Genomic DNA, 20658 nt, shown 5'->3' with positions numbered 1-20658 from the left:
TAACTTTCTTTTATAAGAATATTTTCGTGAAAAATTTTAACAGGCTCTAATACTCAAAGCTAATTAAACAAGTATCAGTGTATTGATTTTACAGGTGTAAAATCAATATCCGGGATTCTGCTGCACACCATTATTGCGGGTAACTTCTGCAAATGGGATCGGAAAATATTTCTTCCGCTCGGCCATAACACCTTGTTTTTGTACATCCGCAGCAGGCAATGACGGAATGAAAGTATTTTTCATATAATCATACATCAATGTGTTTTCATCATATTTCATACGGATAAGATCGAACCAACGTTTTTGCTCTCCGGCAAATTCCAGACCACGTTCCATGAATACTAACCAGCGGAATTCCTGCTTTGTCAATGTACGCCCAATGTTATCCGATTTATCCATGCCTATATATTTAGGATAATCACGCCCGACACCATCGGCCTTACGAGCACGTTCGCGTACCATATCTATCGCTTTGCATGCTTCTGTATATTCTCCGAGTTCGTTTAATGCTTCTGCCTTTATGAGATACATATCCGACAAACGCAGGCGTGGCATATCATTTTCGTTGGTACGGTTGTTCACACCCTGCGGATCGATGAATTTACGGATATACCCCCAGTTTTCCTGAGTATTCCCTCCGGCGGCCGGATATGCAGTTACAATATTCCCCAACACGCCTGTGGTATTGTTCTTCTGCTGGAAACGGCGCCAAAACGTAGTTTCAATCCGGTAATCCTTCGATACCAATTTCGCTTCATCAATTGACGCATCAACTAACGGATCGCTATATCCCAGATTACCCTGATCGTCCTGAAAATATTTTATGAACCATTTTTGTACTCTATGAACTCCCGCTCCTTTTCCATAAGGATTTCCCGAAAGCAGCTTTCCTCCGACCTCAACACCATTCGGATTGAACAGATGAGCAATATTAGAACCCAATGACACGTCGGCCGATGCTTCTTTGTCGCGGAAGAACGGGACAAAGAACACATGCTCTTTTTGTGCCGAAGATTCCTGGTCAACATCCCATAAACTCCGATAATCACTAACAAGCTCATATTGGTTAGAATCAATAACGATTTGAGCCTCATCGGCTGCATCCCTCCATCTGCCTAAAGTGAGATAAATTTCTGCTAATAATGCATGAGCTGCTCCATTCGTTACACGCCCTACTGTATAACCGGTATCTAAACGTTTAGGCAGACGGGGCGTTCCATCATCATTCATTCCAGCAGCATATTGGAAATCATTTATTATTGACTCGTAGACCTTTTCGGCTGAAGATTGTGGAATATATGCATTTTCGATTCCTGTCACCGGTTCGGTCACAATAGGAATGCCATTAACACCACCAAACAAGCGCATTAAATCGTAATGGTAAAGTGCTCTCAGAAAATAAGCTTCTGCAATAATGCGGCTCTTATCATTTTCGCTTTTAAACTCGATCGAAGGAACACGCGCAATCACTTCATTTGCGTTTTTAATACCATCATACAATGTCCCCCAAAAATTCACAACCGGAGCCGAACCAGCACTGTGCGTATTATTGGAAGCTGTGGCCGGCACAGCTGTTCCGGTAGAAAACATCGCATCTTCGAAAGTTGGGAGTATAATAGGCCAGTTTGTTTTATGATAAGCAAATTGGTATAATGTGGAATATACTCCGTTAATAGCCATCAAAGCATGGTCTTCGGTTTTGAAGAAACCGTCTTCTTTTTCTATACGGTCTACCATGTCTACGTCCAGACAGCTTGAAAAAGTAAGTGTCGCTATCAGTAAGGATAATATATATTTCTTCATATTTTTCAATATTTCATTGTTAAAAAGCAAAATTTACACCAAAAGAATATGTCCGGCTGGAAGGATAGGCAGCATAATCGACATTAGGCGACATTGCCCCTGATGTTATACTCACTTCGGGATCATAGCCACTATAATTGGTGATTGTAAATACATTAGTAGCGGTTCCAAACACACGTATATTACGTATCCATTTCCATTTCTTCACATTGAACTGATAAGCAAGAGTCACATTTTTCAAGCGAAAGAATGAACCGTCTTCAAGCAGGAAGTTAGAGAAGCGTTTGTTGAAATAGGAACTACCTTGTGCACCATTTACTGCCGGATAGAAATTACTGGTACCTTCTCCCTGCCATCTGCCATTCCACGCTTCGGCACGGATATTATCGCTACTGTCTGTATAGGAATCGAGGAAGTAACGATTCAGATTGGCAACATCGCCCCCTGCACGACCTGTGAAAATCATAGATAAAGACAGCCCCTTCCATGCTAATTCGGAAGAAATACCATAATTGAATTTCGGTTCTGCCCTTCCAATGATTGTCATATCATCAGAAGTAATTTTCCCATCAGGCAGGCCATCAGGGCCACTAATATCCTTGAAGCGTAAAGATCCCGGAGTAGCCTGAGGTGTATCGTAAGGTGCTAATTTTGCCTCTTCTTCGTTCTGGTAAACGCCATCTACTATATAACCATAGAAACTACCTACCGGATAACCAGCTTTGGTTATATGTATACTTTGGCTGAATACTCCGCCTCCTGCTAAATATGAAGCTCCCAATAATTCATTTCCTCCCACATTGTTCACTTTATTCCTATTCAGGTAGATATTTCCTCCTAGTGTCCATTTTACAGGCCCTGTTAATATATCGGCACTCACCTCTAATTCAAATCCTTTATTTGTCATTTCCCCCATGTTGTAAGGTATAGATCCATATCCGGAAGATAAAGGCAGGCCGAAATTCATCAACATATCTTTAGTTACGCGCTTATAAGCGTCTACGGTAATTCTGAATCTATTATCTACAAAACCAAAATCGAACCCACCGTTATAAGTAGTCGTATTTTCCCAGCCTAAATCAGGATTTGCCAGTTTCCCGTTAACCATACCATGAGTTACTGAACCTCCGGAATATGAACGAACGTGATTCATGATGGCAAGTGGAGCTGCATACGCAATACTTTGATTACCTGTGACACCATAACTTAAACGAAGTTTAATATTCGAGATTGGTTTTATATCTTTCAGGAAGCTTTCCTGATTGATACGCCAAGCCGCTGCAAACGAAGGGAAGAAGCTCCACTGATTGCCACTTGCCAACAGCGAAGATCCATCGTAACGTCCGGTTGCCGTGAATATATAACGATCATACAATGTATAGTTTACACGCCCCAAGAAAGATGAAAGCTTTGTCTGGATCACTGAACTGGATTTATCCATAGTGTTGGTTCCTTCTCCGATAGCATAATACAACAAGTCGTTGCTGGCAAAGTCCCCAACCTGAATTCCTAAAGTATTTCTCTGACGGTCTTCATGCGTATACCCCAAGACAGCATTTATATGATGATTTTTCTTGAATTTACGATCATAATTAGCTGTAGTTTCCAATACAATATTCTGACGATCATCCTCACCACGGAATGCCAAGCCATTGGCACTGTTTCCTGCATTGGTACCTATTGGATAATAGGTTGAACGTGAGCCGTCCGTGCGATTAATACTTCCGGCAGCTTTCAGTGAAAGTCCGTTGCCAAAACCATAATTCAAAGATGCATTCAAAATAAAGAAGTTCTGTTTCAGTATGTCCTTCAACTCTGTAGCCATAACATAAGGATTATCTGCAGCAACATATTCCACATTCTCATCTTCATAAATAACGTCTCCGGGCATCAACGTCGGTTTAGTAGTAAGGATACGCCGTACCATCTGATTCATACTAGCCGACTGAGAATGCGATGTTTGTTTCTGTTCTGTCTGTGAATAACTTGTATTTACCTGTAATACCAAACGTTTAGCAAGTTCGGACTTAAGGTTCATACGAAAAGAGTAACGTTCAAGTCCGGTATTCATAATAATTCCTTCCTGATTGGTATAGCCGGCTGTAATATTATATTGGGTTGCTTTACCTCCCCCATTGAGCACTAACTGGTGATCGTGAGTTACTGCTGTCTGGTACATTAAATCCTGCCAATCGGTTGAATAAGTTTTATATCTTTCCAACATATCGTCAGTATGTCTGGGAACTGTCGTGCCAGGAATAACATTTCCCTGCATATCATATCCCGCTGAAGTCCGATCCAGTTCATTTTCATAAAGACCGTATTCATAAGCATTCAACAGATTATATTTCTTGGCAATAGTAGAAAAGTCAACACGTGCATTATAGCTTATATTGATTTTTCCTTCTTTTCCCTGTTTCGTTGTGATCAGAATAACACCATTTGTAGCACGGGAACCATAAATAGCCGTAGCCGAGGCGTCTTTCAAAATCTGAATAGATTCAATATCATTTGGATTGATAGCAGCTAACGGATTCATTGCCGGTTGCTGACTCAACTCGTTGGTGCTGCCGTTTATGCTTGCAGTAGCTGCTTCGATAGGGAAACCGTCAACTACATAAAGAGGGTCGGTGTTGCCCGAAAGTGTAGAGGTTCCGCGAATCTGAATATTCATCCCTGCTCCGGGCGCACCACTATTTGACGAAATGTTGACACCGGATACACGTCCCTGCAAAAACTGGTCGACACTTGTTATCGGTAAAACCTCCGCCTCATCTTTCATACTGAGTGCACTCACTGCTCCGGAGAGATCGGACTTGCGAACAGTTCCATAACCGATAACGACTACTTCGTTGAGGTCACGGGCGCTTTCTGTCATTGTAATTACCATCTTTTCGTTTAGTAATACCGGAACGGCAATACTGGTAAACCCGATATATGACACCTGCAATATGGCTTTCGGATTTCTTACTTCCAGGGTAAAATTTCCATCAGCATCTGTAATAGTTCCGTTATTTGCACCCCTCACCTGAACAGTAGCTCCGATGATAGGAATATTTCCCTCATCAATTACCATACCGGTAATTTTATGGGTTTGTGCTGATACGGCTGATACACATCCCAAAAAGCATACCAACAGGGCTAAATACCTACCTATCAACTTAAATCGAATCCTTTGTTTCATAATATTATATTCATTGATTATTAAATTCTATTTTGATAATGCTTGTAATGTTGGATACTCACTTCCCATTTTCCAAATTGTACTAAAATCCCATCCTGTAAATGAAGAAGTGTTTTTCATATCACTCACAGACAGGTTCTTATAATTTGAAGAACCTCCTGATATATATGAATCGCTACTATTACTTTGAGACTTGGAACCCTCATTCAGGGTAAAACAGCTCTTCATTGTTATCTGGGAAATCTTACCATCGGTACGATGGAACAATCCGTTATATTGAGAGGCTCCGTTTGCGGTTTCCATATTTCCTGTATTATGACAATTTTCGATAGTCATAGTACCCGCTGCAGCTACTGTACATGTAGCCAAAATGCCTGCAGCATTACTATTCCCGTTTGTAACTGTACCTGTGCTCTTGATTGAACCGGCATTATAGCAATCTCTGATTGTTGCACTGTTTCCTCCCATGCGTCCGATAATACCAGCTGCCGAACCTGCCGCAGTAATAGATCCTGCATTGTAGGACTGGGATATTTCTGTATCTACAACTGCACGGCCTACTATTCCGGCAACCTGGTTATTCGCCTGGCTTCCTGATACATTTCCAATATTTATACAAGTGGTTACTTTGATCGGATCTGTACCAGCTGTGCCTCCCATCGAACCAACGACGCCTCCTAACGGCGACTTATTGTTACAAACGACATTACCACTGTTTATACAATATGAAATAGCAGGGGCATTATTTGCATCACGCATCACCATTCCCACAACTCCTCCTACACAACCAGCTGAACCGTCTATTGTTGCCGCATTAGAACAATAAGAAACTTCTCCTTTTTCGGTAAGATATCCTACAATTCCACCAAGATGGATTTCGGTATCGGTAGTTGCCGATGTACTGATGTTACTACTACCTATTGTATGACAAGATATAACCTTACCCAAACAACTTCCAGCAATAGCACCAACCTTCGCTTTTCCTGTGATAACTGCATTTTCGATACTCACATTCCGAACAATGCCCTCTGTTCCTATATTAGCAAATAAGCCACAGTTTGAATTAGAGCCTTTGCTCAATGTCCAGTTTTTTATCTTATATTGTTCGGAAGAACGTTTTGTGTTCGCATCCACGATACTACCTTTAGCAGCATCATACACTCCCGTAAAATTACCGGTATAAACATTAGCTACCAGATCGGCACAAATAGGAGAGAAATCGACATTAGCCAAGTCGATATCGGCTGTCTGTTTATAATGTTTATCGAGGTACTTATTGACATTCCTTAAATGACGCGGTTTTGTAATAATATATTCAGAATATTCTCCTCCGTTTCCACTGGCATCGTCAAATAAATTATGCACATTTATAACTTCACTTCCCATCTGGGATATTGCTCCTCCTCCCACATTTGCGTAAGAGAACAACTGAACAGAGATCATTCCTACATAACCATTCCAATCAATAAGATTCAGGTCATAAGATATGGTTCCCGAAGGTATATCTATTGTATTTTCGCCTAAACTTGTTATATATTTCAATTTATAGCCATCCACACCGGTTATTTCATCCCATGAAAGTAAGAATGCATCATTATCTTCCAGATTAACGACAGGAGCATCTAATTTTTCAACCTGGATAATTGGAACACTCAGACTCTTATCAGCTGCTGTAAAAACTAACTTAGCCTTACGTAATACATTTGTTGCGTTGCTCCCGGCAGTAATTTTCAATGTTGTTTTTCCTTTTCCGGTTGCAGGGGTCACAGAACACCATGTTGCCGGAGCATTAGTGGCTTCGTCTATTATTTCTACTTCCCATTCCACTGCATTGGTTTGCAATTCAATACTCTTTTCACCACCTCCTATGTTATATTGCAATTCCGGTACATCTGTAGCAAAAGTGGTTTCACTGGCTTCCTGCTCTACTGTTACCTTCTTTTCTTCCTGTGTCTCATTGATGACGAAAGTCAGGATTGCGGTACGAGGCTCGTTCCATGAATTCTCAGAAAAGGACAGGGATATCTGAGAATATTTGAAACCCTCTGTATCAGAAGGGCTACACCAAGCCTGAGAACTGGATAATGTCCATTTTTCATCGGATTTAACCTTCAATATATGGCTACCCTCTACACCCTGTACCTGTATTGTCGATTGGCTCAGTTCGTCAAGGTTCAGGTAAGTTGCTGCCACTTCTGCATTCGCCTCAGGGTATATAATACCATCTTCCTGACATCCCATGAAGCATACAGCGGTCAATACTGTAACAACTAGTTTAGAATACTTATTTTTCATATGTTATAAATTAAGGATTATGCTATTTTCTATTATTGAGATATTCTTCCACCGGAGTATACCATTTACCAATCTTGAACTCAATTTCACTTTCGACTCCAATGTGGTCTGCCATTTTATTGTAATCACCAACCATGTGCTTCAATACTTCCGGTTCTTTTTCTGCAAGATTCTTCATCTCGGTCGGATCGTTTTTCAGATTATATAACCTCCATTCGGGTTCTTTATATTCCTGCACTATCTTCCAATCTCCTTCGCGGAGCATCTTATTACCCTCATGTTCGACGATAACCGGTTTTAGTTGATTAACATGCTGCCCTTTTAATAAAGGCAATAATGAAACGCCTTCCATTGGAGGAACCTTATGTCCATCGCGTGAGGAAGGATAAGTGGCTCCGGTTAGTTCTACCAGTGTAGGCATGATGTCGATAACATGACCGTAATCATCTTTCTGAATAGTATTGTTCAAACTTTTATCAATTTTTTTCGGATAAGAAACAATAAATGGTGTATTACATCCACCTTCGTGTCCATGATGTTTATAGAGAAAAAATGGTGTATTGGCAACATCAGCCCATGCAGCACCAAGGAATACAGTACTATTCACCGCACCCGGTTTTTTACCAACAAAGCGACCTTCTATGCCCGGCTCTCCATTTCCGCCATTATCTGAAAGTAAGATGATTAATGTATTTTCTAATACGCCTTTTTCTTTCAAGTGTTTAACTACATTTCCAATGCTCCGGTCTACTTCTTCTATAACTGCTGCATAAATAGCCATTTGTAAATCATAGCGCTCTTTTTCGACCTGCGTGAGAGAAGCCCAGTCTGGGGCTTTAGGGTTACGGGGTGTCAGTTGATCGGGACTTTCAAACAATCCCATTTCCAGCTGTTTTTGGAAACGTGCGTTGCGCACATCTTCCCAGCCATTCATATATTTCCCTTTATACTTATCGATCGTTTTTTGGGGGGCTTGTAAAGGGAAATGCGCTCCGTTATGAGCCAGATACCAGAAAAATGGTTGTTTTTTATCAATTGCTTCATCGATGAACTCTAACCCGTATTTTGTCCATAAATGTGTAGAATACCAGTTTTCGGGAAGACGCTTATCATCGAAAGCGATTTTCTCATCATTCAGAAATAAAGTATTTCCATTAGCCTTTTTGGGACTATTTACATCCGTAGAAAAATAGAAGCCTCCGAAAGGAGCATTCAACGATCGGTCGAAACCACGTTTTATCGGAGTTACTCCCTGATATTGGCCAAGATGCCATTTACCGGTCATTACACTAAAGTATCCAGCAGATTTTAAGACCTCAGGAATAAATGCATTTTCTTCGTTGGGATGTCCTTGATATGCACTGTAACCCGGCACCTTGCCTAAAGCGCCATTACCAACCTGATGGGGATATAATCCCGTTAATAATGATGCACGAGTAGGAGCACTACGCGCCTGATTGTAAAAATGGCGTAACCGGATCCCGTTGTCTGCCAACTGATCAATATTAGGAGTTTCAATTTCAGAACCATAGCAGCCAAAATCCGAGTAGCCAACATCATCCAATAATATCAATACGATATTAGGTTTGTCGGCCGTTTGTTGGGCATGTGCGTTTGATAAGGGAACTGCTGTTGCCCCTATTCCACACATTAAAGGTAAGATAGTGTTTTTCCTCATAATAATCTGGTATAGTAATTATTTGATTCTAGGTATAATAATATTTGATGGATCAACAGATATGTCATATATCCCGGTCTCTCTGTTCTTTTTCATAATCATTGGTACAATTCGTGCTTTGCGGGGCTGCACAATGCTGTCGGAATTATGTACATGATATACATAATAATAACGTCCATCCGGCCCATGGAACAAATCGCCATGTCCGGAGCCGTTTTCGTGTACAATACTTCGATGAATAATAGGATTACCTGCGTATTTCTCCCATGGCCCGTAAGGAGATTTAGATGTTGCATAACCAACCGCATAATCTATGTTTCTGAAATGATTTGCAGAATAAAACAGATAATAAATATCATCCATTTTAACAACTGTAGGCCCTTCCATTACGGGGGAAGAGTTGTAATTGGTTGTCGCTTCCCAGGAGTCTGTTATGTCAAAACATTTTTTGAGTGTTTCGGATTTGAGACGACCATTGGGTAAATCGAACTCTGCTACCCATAGATAATTCCCTTTATTGAAGCGTACGTGGTAGAGATAATATTTTCCATCTGAATCTTTAAACAAAAACGAATCGATATTTCTGGCACTCTCGTCAATAGGGCGAACTTCGTCCTGCCGGAAAGGACCGTATATTGAATTGGACGAGGCCAATACTGTGTGTTCACTTGCCGTATATGTCATATAGTATTTGCTCCCCTCTTTAAATATCTGAGGTGCCCAAAAACCTCTTTCTCCATACGCAGAATCTCCTTCCCGTAAAATTAGCTGAAGAGTATCTCCGTTTGCAGTCTTCCAATCTTCCAGATTTGTTGATTCGAATATCGAAAAACCCTGAGGGGTTCTGTTACGTGTGCCTGTCAGGTAATATTTGTTGTTTTCGACAAATATAGTCGGGTCGGCAAACGCAATTTCATCCTGCTGTGTATCTACCTTGTTGTCTTTTGTTGTCTGGCAACTTCCACACATTAATATTATAAATGCCATTAATAATTGTATAGATACTTTCATATATTTATTACTATTTAATTATTTACTATTTATTACACAAACATAGCAGACAATACTGTGCTTCCTGTACGAAAGCCTCCCGGGCTTATCATTCAATATTTTATTTCAATGGTTCTTCTTCTACATTAGTACTATAAAAGCCTTCTACCTGAGAAAAGAATTCCTGCTTCAGTTTCTCAAGAACATCCGGATGCTGTACGGCAACATTCGTTTGTTGTTCCCTATCCGATTTCACATTGAATAGACCAAACTCGTCGATATTACCAAGTTCGTTTCCTGTCAGATTTCTTTGCGAACCTTTATAAGGAGGAATCATAATCCACTCTCCACTACGATATGCCATCCTGCCCTGAGCTTCGACAACAAAATTTTCGCGGGCTTTTAGTTCTTTTCCAAGAAATGCATTTAAATAATTACGACTATCCAAACCTTCGGGGATAGATGCACCCAGCATATCTCCCAAAGAAGCAAGAAGATCCATCTGGCTAATTAATGCATCAGATTTTATCGGTTGAATTTTACCTTTCCAATACACAAACAAAGGCACATGGGTTCCTCCGTCAAATAAGCTGTACTTTCCACCACGCAAACCTCCACCAGGAGAATGCGAACCAACCAGTTCAGCTGCACCGTCTTTATACCCATCGTTAAGAACAGGCCCGTTATCACTGGAGAAAATAACGATCGTATTTTCCAGAAGTCCTTCTCTTTCTAAATGAGCCAATAATTCACCTACACACCAGTCTGCTTCTATAATCGCGTCCCCCCGGGACCCCATTGTTGTTTTTCCGGCAAAGCGTTCATGAGGTGCCCGTGGCACATGAGGTTGATGCAGGCCGTAATATAAGAAGAAAGGGGAGTTTTTATGTTCTGTTATATATCCTTTAACCTTATCTATGAAATAATCGGCCATATCTTCGTCTTTCCATCGGGCTTTTTTTCCCCCTTTCATATAACCGATACGCGGTATACCATTGACTATGGAGTTGTTGTGTCCGTGCGCCCAGTTCATTTTCAGCATTTCGGGATTGGATATAGCAGTAGGTTCACCTTCGAAATTCTTTTCATAACTTATCTCTATAGGATCATTTGGGTCTAAGCCAACAACATTCCCGTTTTCCACATACACTGTAGGTACCCGGTCGTTAGTCGCAGCAATAAGACATGAATAATCAAATCCGATTTCTTTTGCACCCGGTTTTACTGTTTCGTTCCAGTTAACATTGCCACTACCCATTCCTAAATGCCATTTACCAATAGCTCCTGTTGCATATCCGCAATTTTGCATCATTTTGGAAAGTGTATATTGATTTTCGTCTATAATAAGTGGTGCGTCACCCGGAAGGATCTTAGCATCTTTATTTTTCCATGGATACATTCCCGTCATTAATGCATAACGGCTTGGGGTGGATGTTGCCGAGGTAGCATATCCATTAGTAAAGCAAACGCCTTCATGTGCTAGTCTGTCTATATTTGGAGTATGTATTGTTGTAGAACCATAGGCACTGACATCCCCAAAGCCTAAATCATCTGCGAGAATAACGATAATATTGGGCTTCTCTTCGGGTTGAGCAGCACATCCTATTAAAGACAATGTAGATAAATATAAGATTGAGTTTTTCATAGGTATTATGTACGTACTTTATTGTATTTCTGTACGCAAATATAGATTGTTTGACACCGATGAAATAGAAAATATGTGCAACTTACAGTACTATTGTTTTCAGAAGCATATATTTATTGAATGAAAGATGGCTATAGGGCTATTTTAGCATTTAGCTTATCGACAGACGATAAGAAAATTGCCAGAGCCAGTTTAGAATATCATAACAGACTATATTGTAGTTTTCAATTTGATTAAAGATGTTGGGTATTAAATGCCGGTGGGATAATTGTTCAATCAGCCAATAATTCTTACGATTCTGGAGATTTCGTTTTTAAATAGAGATAACAGAGGCTACTAATTTATTATATCTACAAGCTGCAGATAATATTTAGAAGGGATCCGCTTCGGACCAATATTTCCATAATTTTAATGGAAATATTGGTACCTTTTATTATAGCATAGAAAATGAGGAAATAGAGAACGTTCTATACTCGCTATACTCGCCTCTGAAAATTAATGAAATTATTAATGGTTTTGAAATAACTATAACAGATGGTGTTATATGGTCATTTCATAAACTTGGCAGTTTCCAAAACTCAATAGATTTGGTTGGTAGAGAATCAACCGAGTATTATCTAACTTAATGTTAAACTGCCACAATCTGGAGAATCCTGTCTAAACATCAAATAAGACCGACTTAGAATGTCGCGAAAAGTCCGATTAAATTCATTATAGCAAAGATATTCCAGAAGAAAAGGCACTCTGTAGAACTATAATTTCAGTTCTTCTTGTATTTGTTCCAATGTTTTGCCTTTTGTTTCGGGTATATATCTCTTTACAAAAATAAAAGCCAATACAGAAAATAAGGCATAAATCGCAAATAGAGCATAATCTCCCCAGTTGGAGCGGATTAAAGGAGCTGTGTAAACAGTTATGAACGTAAACACCCAGCTCACTGCTGTAGAAAAAGACATAGCCAGTCCTTTTATATCAGCAGGGTATATTTCCGATATAATAACCCACATTACAGGAGCGAAAGATGCTGCGAAAAAAGCAATATACAATAATAATGCGATCAGTACCAGAGTGGAGTTCCTGTCCGGTTGAGTAAACTGATAAGTAAGGAAAGATAATGCGATGGTCATTCCTATCGCCCCTGATAGCAACAATGTCTTGCGTCCTTTCTTATCCACCAAGCGAATAGCGACAATGGTCATTAAGAAATTAACCAGCCCGACGAGCATCGATTGTTGCAAAGCAGTTTCTCCTCCGACGCCTGCCGATTTCAGAATATCAGGGGCAAAGATAAGAACCGCATTTATCCCTGTTATTTGTTGAAATACAGCGATCAGTGTACCGATGAATACGATCTTTCCTGTTTTTCCTCTAAATAAGTCTTTGATAGAAATAGAGGTAGTGTTGTTATTCGATATTTTTAATTCTGATAATTCTTCAGGAATACCTCCTTCTATTTTTTCAAAGATAGTCAGGGATAACTCTTTTTTACCCTGCTTCAACAACCAACGCGGGCTTTCGGGAAAGGATATAATAAGGAAAATTAGGAATAGTACAGCGAAAACAGCAGGAATTCCCAGCATATACCTCCAGCTTTGGTCTCCCAGATCAACCAACAGATAATCCAGAAAGTAAGCTAAAAGGATTCCGATAGTTATCGCTAATTGATTAAACGACACCAGTGTTCCTCTCTTTTTTGCAGGTGCAACTTCCGAAATATACATGGGTCCGACTACAGATATTGAGCCTACGGTAATACCTGTAAGAATACGGAAAGCGGTCAGCATAGCCAGACTATTGGATAATGCACAACCCAACGCTGAAATGATGAAAGAAATAGCAGCGAATATCATTATCTTTTTCCGGCCGAATCTTTCAGCCAGACTTCCCGTGAATAATGCCCCAATCAGACAACCGAGCATCATTGAGCCTGTAACCATTCCGAGGCCGCTGTTGCTTAATGAAAAATCGCTTTGCAACATTTCCGTAGCGCCTGAAATAGATGCCATGTTAAGCCCAAACATCAATCCTCCATTAATCGCTACAAATGTGATCCAATATAAATATTTGCTGTTTTTCATGTTTTTATTATTTATTCATTTATTAAGGCGTCTGCTATTGATATTATTTTTAGCTGTTTCTCAAATTCATTCAGGGATAAAGATGTAGTCACATTTATCTTATATTCTTTACCAGGAAGTAAATCAAAAAAGTTATCACTAAAGTGATGATCAGTTCCTTTTATCGATAGAAAGATACCTCTTGCGAATTTATCACTCTTTAAATTTATTTCATATCCTCCATCGATAGCAAGTATATTTTGGGTTATTTGACAAGCTGGATATTGCATATTCTTTTGCTCGGTCAGGAATGAAATGTTTTCATACTGCGGTTTTTTATCGTTTTCAAGATATGAATAAATAATAACATTTTCTTTTTTCTCCTCTTTTAGTAATTCAGCAAGATTTAATTCTAAAACCTTGGTGCTCGAATTTGGTACGGCAATGATATCCTTACTTATATCGGAGATAACTTTCCCATCCGGTGTTATAATCTGTATCCTTAATTTACTTTTCAGTTTTTCCAACTTGTCGGAAATAATATATACATCTAAGTTATTATTTTTCAGATCAGTCGATATCAATATTTCATCGAAAGCCTTTTTTGTAAAATAATGCTGCGCTTTCCATTGCCCGCAATAATCCCTGCTCGACCATGAGGCCACAGGCCAGCAATCGTTATGCTGCCAGTAAAGGCTACCCATACAGAATGGCATATCGCGCCGGTGTGCTTCCATGGCGATCTTCATGGCATCGCCTTGCAACAGTTGGCTGAGATACAGAAAGGATTCGAAATCTTTCGCTTTGCCATATTCATTGATAATGCATTTCTCTATTGTTTTATTGGCGTTCATTCCACCCCTTTGATGCCACATCATCACATCTGAATATATATTCATGTCACGGCTGTCGGATGCGTATTTTTTCACAGTTTCGATCGTCGGAAAAGATTGAAAACCATATTCGCTGAAATAACGGCTCCGAACATCATTGAATGTTGAAATAGGAAGCCCCTGCTGCCAGGTGGCCCAGTAATGATAATCGCCCGAAGTCTCGCTTCGTGTGCCTTTCATATCATTGAAAGGTGATGTAGGGAGATAGTAAGTCTCTGGGTTATGTTCTGCCACCGCTTCAGGTAACAGTTCGTGAAAAAGATCAAAATATTGTTTCAGAATAATATTAAAATGTTCCGGATTTTCCTTTTTATATTTTTCCATCCATCCCCAATTGAATATCGCATCCATAATCTCATTATTGCCGCACCAGAGAGCAAGCGATGCATGGTTGCGCAAACGGCGAATGTTGTCTTTAGCTTCCTGTCTTATATTTTCTTTCATCTTATCGCCTAAAGGATATACACTGCAGGCGAATGTAAAGTCCTGCCATACAAGAATGCCATTTTCGTCACAAAGGTCGTAGAATATATCATCCTCATAGATACCGCCTCCCCAGACACGTATCATATTCATATTGACATCTACTGCATCTTTTATCGTCTTCTCATAGTCGCTCCTTGTTAGACGGGGCAAAAAAACATCTCCGGGTATGTAGTTAACTCCTTTCGAGAATATTGGAACTCCATTCAGTTTAAAATAGAATGCCAAGCCTTCATTATCAGGCTTTCTGACTACTTCTATGGAACGGATACCAACGCGGGTTTTATCTTCATCGGCAGTCTCACCATTCAGTATCAGTTTTGTTTTGAAACTGTACAAATGAGGTTTACCCAGCCCGTTACTCCACCACAAGGTCGGATTCTTCAGTTTGAAGTTTACATTTACTATGTTTTTTCCTGCTGTCAGTTCAGATGAAGTTTCGGTTAATATCTTATCCGTGTTCTCGTCCAGTATTTGAATCTTTACTGTCTGTGCATCCTTATCTGATAATATTTCGATGCCAGTATCAATATCAGCATGGCGGGCTGTTACATTTTTCTGTATGTAATGTACATTCTCTATTTTCACATCATTCCATGCTTCCAGTATAACCGGTTTCCAGATACCGGAAGTAACCAACCGTGGCCCCCAGTCCCATCCGTAATGATATCCGGCCTTACGGGTATAAACACTGACTTTCGCATCGAACATTCCGCCGTTTTGCGATTGATCGTTAGATGCAAAATAAGTGATCGGACTGGCCTGCCATTCGGGCAACGCTTTTTTTATCGGGGAATAAAAATATATCCTTAGTTTATTATCTTTTTGTTTCAGTAATTTCTTTACATCTACTTTCCATTCACGGAACATGTTATCCGCTGCCAGTATTTTTTCCTCATTAAGATATACATCGGCATAAGTGTCCAATCCTTTGAAGAAAATAGAAATGTTATTCTTCTCAAAGATTTCGGATGATACGTCAAAATTTGTTTCATAGATCCAATCCTCCTTGTCTATCCATTGCATGGTTCGTTCATTGAGCCCGAAGAAAGGATCTTCTATCAATTTATTCTTGACAAGATCGGTATGCACTACTCCGGGTACTGTTGCCGGATACCAATTATCCAACCTGGCCTGTTTGAATTGCCAACTTTCATTTATCTGCATATAGATAGGTTTCTGTGCCAAAACTATGGAAGACAACATAATAAAAAATAATACTGGTAAAAAATAAAAAAATCTCATATTTTGAAATTTAAATATACGAATTAGTATTTTAGCCTTTAACTGTTAGCCATTAGCTTTTTAACAAAAAAGTAACAATCAACGATCGCCGAAGCGAAGGCGAGGCAAATGTTACACTATTGCAGGATTTTTATTGTGTATTTATTTTATTAAAACCTGACTTTCTATTTTTCAAAGATCGTTTTTAATAACTATTCCTACACCTAAAATATATAGATAAACTTTTCTATTTTAAATTAATTTACTTCTATGGCACAAAATCCACCCATACATCCTTCTTTTTTTGAGGAAAAGGAACAAACGAAAATAAATCAGGATTTTCTTCAAACAACTGATATATAGACTTATTATCCTTAATGCCTAAAGAAAGATATTTTTCAGGCGTTTTGCATATTAAAGATGAACTATTATAGAGGGGATTAGCCACCCATTCCAATGTATTATTCTCATCGAAATGCGGATACCATGCTATACCCTTATGCTTTCTCACGCCATCATATTCAAATCCGTATTTTCGGTCACACCACGCCCCGAATGTCATCTCCTTGTCCGGATTCGCATTTATAGTGGCATGAGCCCAATAAGGCGGAACAATTACCACGTCTCCCTGCTTGGCATACACAGCAAAACAACGTCCCGGATCGTCTTCTGCATATTCCTGCATATATATAATGGCTTCACCCGACCATATTTCATATACCTCGGGAGTAGACCAGTTACTTATCGGTGAGACTTTATGTATATGTCCCTGACTGCGTATAGGCTCTGCACCTAATTTCCCGGCAGCAAATGTCACCACTCCAAACAAGAGGTGCCTGTCGATTAGCATCTCACGGTGTATTTTTTTTCCTACATCCATAGCAATGGAATAGACCACTTCCGGGCCATCGCAATCGGGTTGCATCAGGCTTTTTCGTATATCGTCCAACCGTCTGTTTTCAACCTCAGGTCCAAATACATCATTGTCGTAGAGAAAACCTAAAGGATTACTGACTGGCTGAATTCCAAATCCTGGATCGAATTGAAGAATTTTCTTATCCATTGTGTCTCACATAAGCTTTGAGGGTAGCACATTCTTTCCCTTCCGATTCGCCGAAAGGACGTATTGTATATTCTTTCACAGCCTCAGGGATGATAAAAGTTTCGGCATAGTGCACAACAAACGGTTCGAATGCGTTTGTCGGACTTTCCACTATCGCCTCACGTCCTTCCACCAGGTTCAGTACATTTACACTACCATTTGTTTTATGAGGTACTGTCTTGGAGAACCAATGACGGCGGGTTTCTATAAATTCGCACTCGTGCAATCCGGTTTTTTCTTCATGCCAGCCATCGCCTTCAGCCACCTTCACTATCTGATTGATACCTTCATTTTTCACCCAGTTTTCGTCCCTGTTCCATTGGATCACATTCTTTCCATGCTCGATATTGATAGGTCGTGGTCTGCCATCAAGCCCCAGACGGGCCCAGTCCCATAGTTTGAAGGTAAAGATGAAAGGAGTTGCACTTATTTCGAGTACCATTCCATTAATCCCTGAACAATGGATCGTGCCGGGAGGAATAAGGATATGGTCGTGCTTTTTTACCGGATATTTCCCTATATATTTATCTGCGTCGAATTTTCCTGTAGTCTGGGAATCTTCAAGTTCACTGATCATTTTATCCTTATCTATGCCGTTCTTCAGACCGAGATATACTACTGCATCTTCTCGGGCATCGAGCATATAATAGCTTTCTTCCTGCGTGTAGTGCATCCCGAACTTTTCCTGTATATATTCTGTCAGAGGATGCACCTGTAAGCTTAAATTACCTCCATCCATTGTATCGAGGAAATCGAAGCGAATAGGGAATTCATCTCCGAAACGAGCATGCACAGGTTTTCCCAACAAATCACAGGGATGTGCGAAAACCAAATCTATAGACGGCAATTCGAATTTCACATCGCCGAAACCAAGCAAGAGACTGTTCTCTTCAGGCACACAATCGAAGCACCATGCAAAGTTCTTTTGATCTCTGTCGAGGTCGCAGACTTCTTTCATCCATTGTCCGCCCCATGGTCCGGGATCGAAAAAAGGAACTACACGGAATGGCTGGCTTGCAGCCTGTTTCAGTCCTGCACGTATAGCCTTGGCCGTAGCCATTTTAGGTTCGTTTTTGATATTCGTGTCGAGGACGTAATCCCATTTTGGCATTAATTTCTTTTTGAATCGGTCACAGATGCGCCAGTCTACAAAAAAAGCTCTTTTATATTTCAGAGAAGCCCGTTCGTCTTTATTATTGACTCCGATATTGCCTAACTCATTTCTACGGAAACGCATCTGTATCTCCCACCTTGCCATATCGGCATACATGAGAATATCGGATTCCGGTTGTATATAAGCCGCGCCTGTACCAAAAATGATTATAAGATCATTCTTCGCTTCTTTTATTTGGCTTCGTAATGCTTCAACTTTTATAGTGTCGAAATAGCAGTCGATATTCCGGCGGGTCATATAGCCGAATATTTCATCGTCTGTTATATCTTCTTTCAGCAAGGCATTGAGTTTATCCTCACAGAGCATTGCCGATGATGAATTCAGAATCAGTACATCAGGAAATTTAGATAGAAAATTATCTTCAATTTCTTTTTCAAATACCCCAGGATAGCATTCTATGACAAGGATATTTTTTTTCCCAACTTTCTGTTGCAGTTTAGAAGCTATTTCACTTAATATTGCATTCCAGCCTGGGAAACAATCTTTTATATAATCGTCCGGTAATTGAACCACCGGATATTTATCATAATTTGATTTATATTTTAGCGGATTCACTTTTTCTTATTTTATTTATTAAACAATATTCTGCTGCTAACACGGCGGCATTATCTCCCAGTTCAGAAGCTACTATCTCTACTTTTTGTGTAGGGCACCATGCGTTTTCGTCCACATAGCGGCGAAGAAATGGTAAGATTAAATCCTCACTTTTCATAATTCCTCCTCCTACGATCACTATCTGAGGATCGTACGCATGTATATAAGTGACTATTGCCGCAGCCCACACATTCAGGCATTCATTTATCAATGATTGGGCTTCTTCATTCTCTTTCGACAGGCAAAACAATTTTTCGAAAGTGTACTCCTTTGATTCAGCTTTAAATGCAGCGGATAAGCTATCACTTTCCTCGATTATTCTTTGCAGGAAAAATGATGAAGCATGAGCTTCTACGCATCCGATGTTTCCACACGAGCATTTCCGTCCTTTATAATCTACCACAAAATGGCCGCCCAGCGATCCCGCCTGAAAATGCTCTCCGTACATCACCCTGCCATCCAGAATGACGCTTGTGCCTATTCCCGTGCCGAGAGTCATCATTACTACATTATTGAGGCCTTTTGCGCCGCCGTATTTCCATTCTCCTATTGTGGCAAGCCGGGCATCATTATCGATATAGAACGGCACTCCGAAATTTATTTCGCACCATGCTTCCAGATTCAACCGGCATGCGTCATCATATTTTTCGTTCGTCGATAATACTTTGCTGTTAGTCGCATCTACTATGCCCGGGAAAGCGAGACTAATGCCGGTCAGTTCATTTACCAGGACATTATTCCTATCGATAATATCCAGTATCGTCGATTTCAGGTCAGGCAAATTAGCTTCTAATCCGTTATGCATATTAGACTCGAATACAGAACAGTCAATAATTAGCCCGTTGCCAATCAATCCCACCTTTACGAATGTACCTCCCAGATCGATTCCTATTGTATATGTTTCTTTCATCGTTTTTTATTTAATCAGTACAGGAACTCCATTTTTTTCTATCAGCCGCATGGCGAAATCATCTTTCGCGATCGATTTATAATCATGCCCGGCATCTGATGGCCAGCAGGCAGAGAATACCAGCTTTCGATAGCCGGTATTCGCTACACGATGGGCAACTTTTCCCGGTATATAATGCAGGCTTCCCGGAAACATTCTTTCGGCCCATACATTCCTGTCCATATCCATCATTATAAGCATTCCTTCACCTTCCACTCCCCAATAAAATTCGGCAGTATCGAGATTTGAATGAAAATGCCCTTTTGTCATAAAAAATTCATTCCCTACTTTTCCCGGATAAATAGTAGTGATACCGAAAAAAAGCCCTCCGGGAGTATTTTCCTTTACGGGAAGCAGGCTGTTGACATTGTAGACTGTTTGCTGCAAGTCCATATTGCGGAAAGCTTCTTTATCCAGAAATATATTCTCCAGATCGGATAGTTTGCGTGTGTCACATTTTACGCTCTCCCCGGTTAAAAGATTATTCGTGAATATTGCTTTTGGAAACAAAATTTTCGATTTATCCATGTTCGTTCTTTATTTTTTGAGACAATTTCTCCCTATCCATAAGATATTTCTATTTCATG

Annotated in this window: 12 protein-coding genes; all 12 read right to left on the bottom strand. The window is 40.0% G+C overall.

Annotation, left to right across the window (positions count from 1 at the left end; all coding sequences use genetic code 11):
• Window positions 1-102: 102 nt before the first annotated feature.
• Window positions 103-1803, bottom strand: coding sequence for a RagB/SusD family nutrient uptake outer membrane protein (locus GGR21_RS01400; RefSeq protein WP_183305348.1), 1701 nt, complete (start codon window positions 1801-1803; stop codon window positions 103-105).
• Between the two features lie 19 nt (window positions 1804-1822).
• The gene (locus tag GGR21_RS01395) at window positions 1823-4987 is read right to left on the bottom strand and encodes a SusC/RagA family TonB-linked outer membrane protein (protein ID WP_221232871.1); all 3165 of its coding nucleotides are present in this window, start codon (window positions 4985-4987) and stop codon (window positions 1823-1825) included.
• 27 nt (window positions 4988-5014) lie between these two features.
• A complete protein-coding gene (locus tag GGR21_RS01390) occupies window positions 5015-7282 on the bottom strand; it encodes a BACON domain-containing protein (RefSeq protein ID WP_183305347.1) in 2268 nt (755 codons plus the stop codon).
• 22 nt (window positions 7283-7304) lie between these two features.
• Window positions 7305-8960 (bottom strand): arylsulfatase, encoded by a 1656-nt coding sequence (locus tag GGR21_RS01385; protein ID WP_246347958.1) that lies wholly within the window; start codon window positions 8958-8960, stop codon window positions 7305-7307.
• Between the two features lie 18 nt (window positions 8961-8978).
• The gene (locus tag GGR21_RS01380) at window positions 8979-9971 is read right to left on the bottom strand and encodes a glycoside hydrolase family 43 protein (protein ID WP_183305346.1); all 993 of its coding nucleotides are present in this window, start codon (window positions 9969-9971) and stop codon (window positions 8979-8981) included.
• 100 nt (window positions 9972-10071) lie between these two features.
• Window positions 10072-11595: a sulfatase-like hydrolase/transferase gene (locus GGR21_RS01375; protein WP_183305345.1), complete on the bottom strand. Its 1524-nt coding sequence runs from the start codon at window positions 11593-11595 to the stop codon at window positions 10072-10074.
• A gap of 752 nt (window positions 11596-12347) precedes the next feature.
• Window positions 12348-13673: a sugar porter family MFS transporter gene (locus tag GGR21_RS01370; RefSeq protein WP_183305344.1), complete on the bottom strand. Its 1326-nt coding sequence runs from the start codon at window positions 13671-13673 to the stop codon at window positions 12348-12350.
• Window positions 13674-13684: 11 nt separating this feature from the next.
• Window positions 13685-16195: a beta-mannosidase gene (locus GGR21_RS01365; RefSeq protein ID WP_246347957.1), complete on the bottom strand. Its 2511-nt coding sequence runs from the start codon at window positions 16193-16195 to the stop codon at window positions 13685-13687.
• A 325-nt stretch (window positions 16196-16520) separates the two neighbouring features.
• Window positions 16521-17315, bottom strand: a complete 795-nt coding sequence (locus GGR21_RS01360; protein ID WP_183305342.1) for a glucose-6-phosphate isomerase family protein — start codon at window positions 17313-17315, stop codon at window positions 16521-16523.
• Window positions 17308-19083: a class I mannose-6-phosphate isomerase gene (locus GGR21_RS01355; protein WP_183305341.1), complete on the bottom strand. Its 1776-nt coding sequence runs from the start codon at window positions 19081-19083 to the stop codon at window positions 17308-17310. Before GGR21_RS01355 ends, GGR21_RS01360 begins: the two co-directional genes overlap by 8 nt.
• Window positions 19064-20032 (bottom strand): ROK family protein, encoded by a 969-nt coding sequence (locus tag GGR21_RS01350; RefSeq protein ID WP_183305340.1) that lies wholly within the window; start codon window positions 20030-20032, stop codon window positions 19064-19066. Before GGR21_RS01350 ends, GGR21_RS01355 begins: the two co-directional genes overlap by 20 nt.
• 6 nt (window positions 20033-20038) lie before the next feature.
• Window positions 20039-20599 (bottom strand): glucose-6-phosphate isomerase family protein, encoded by a 561-nt coding sequence (locus GGR21_RS01345; RefSeq protein WP_183305339.1) that lies wholly within the window; start codon window positions 20597-20599, stop codon window positions 20039-20041.
• Window positions 20600-20658 lie beyond the last annotated feature (59 nt).

The organism is Dysgonomonas hofstadii, from assembly GCF_014196915.1.
GTDB lineage: Bacteria > Bacteroidota > Bacteroidia > Bacteroidales > Dysgonomonadaceae > Dysgonomonas > Dysgonomonas hofstadii.
Note: the sequence above shows the minus strand (reverse complement) of the source record. Positions and strands in the feature narration are given on the sequence as shown.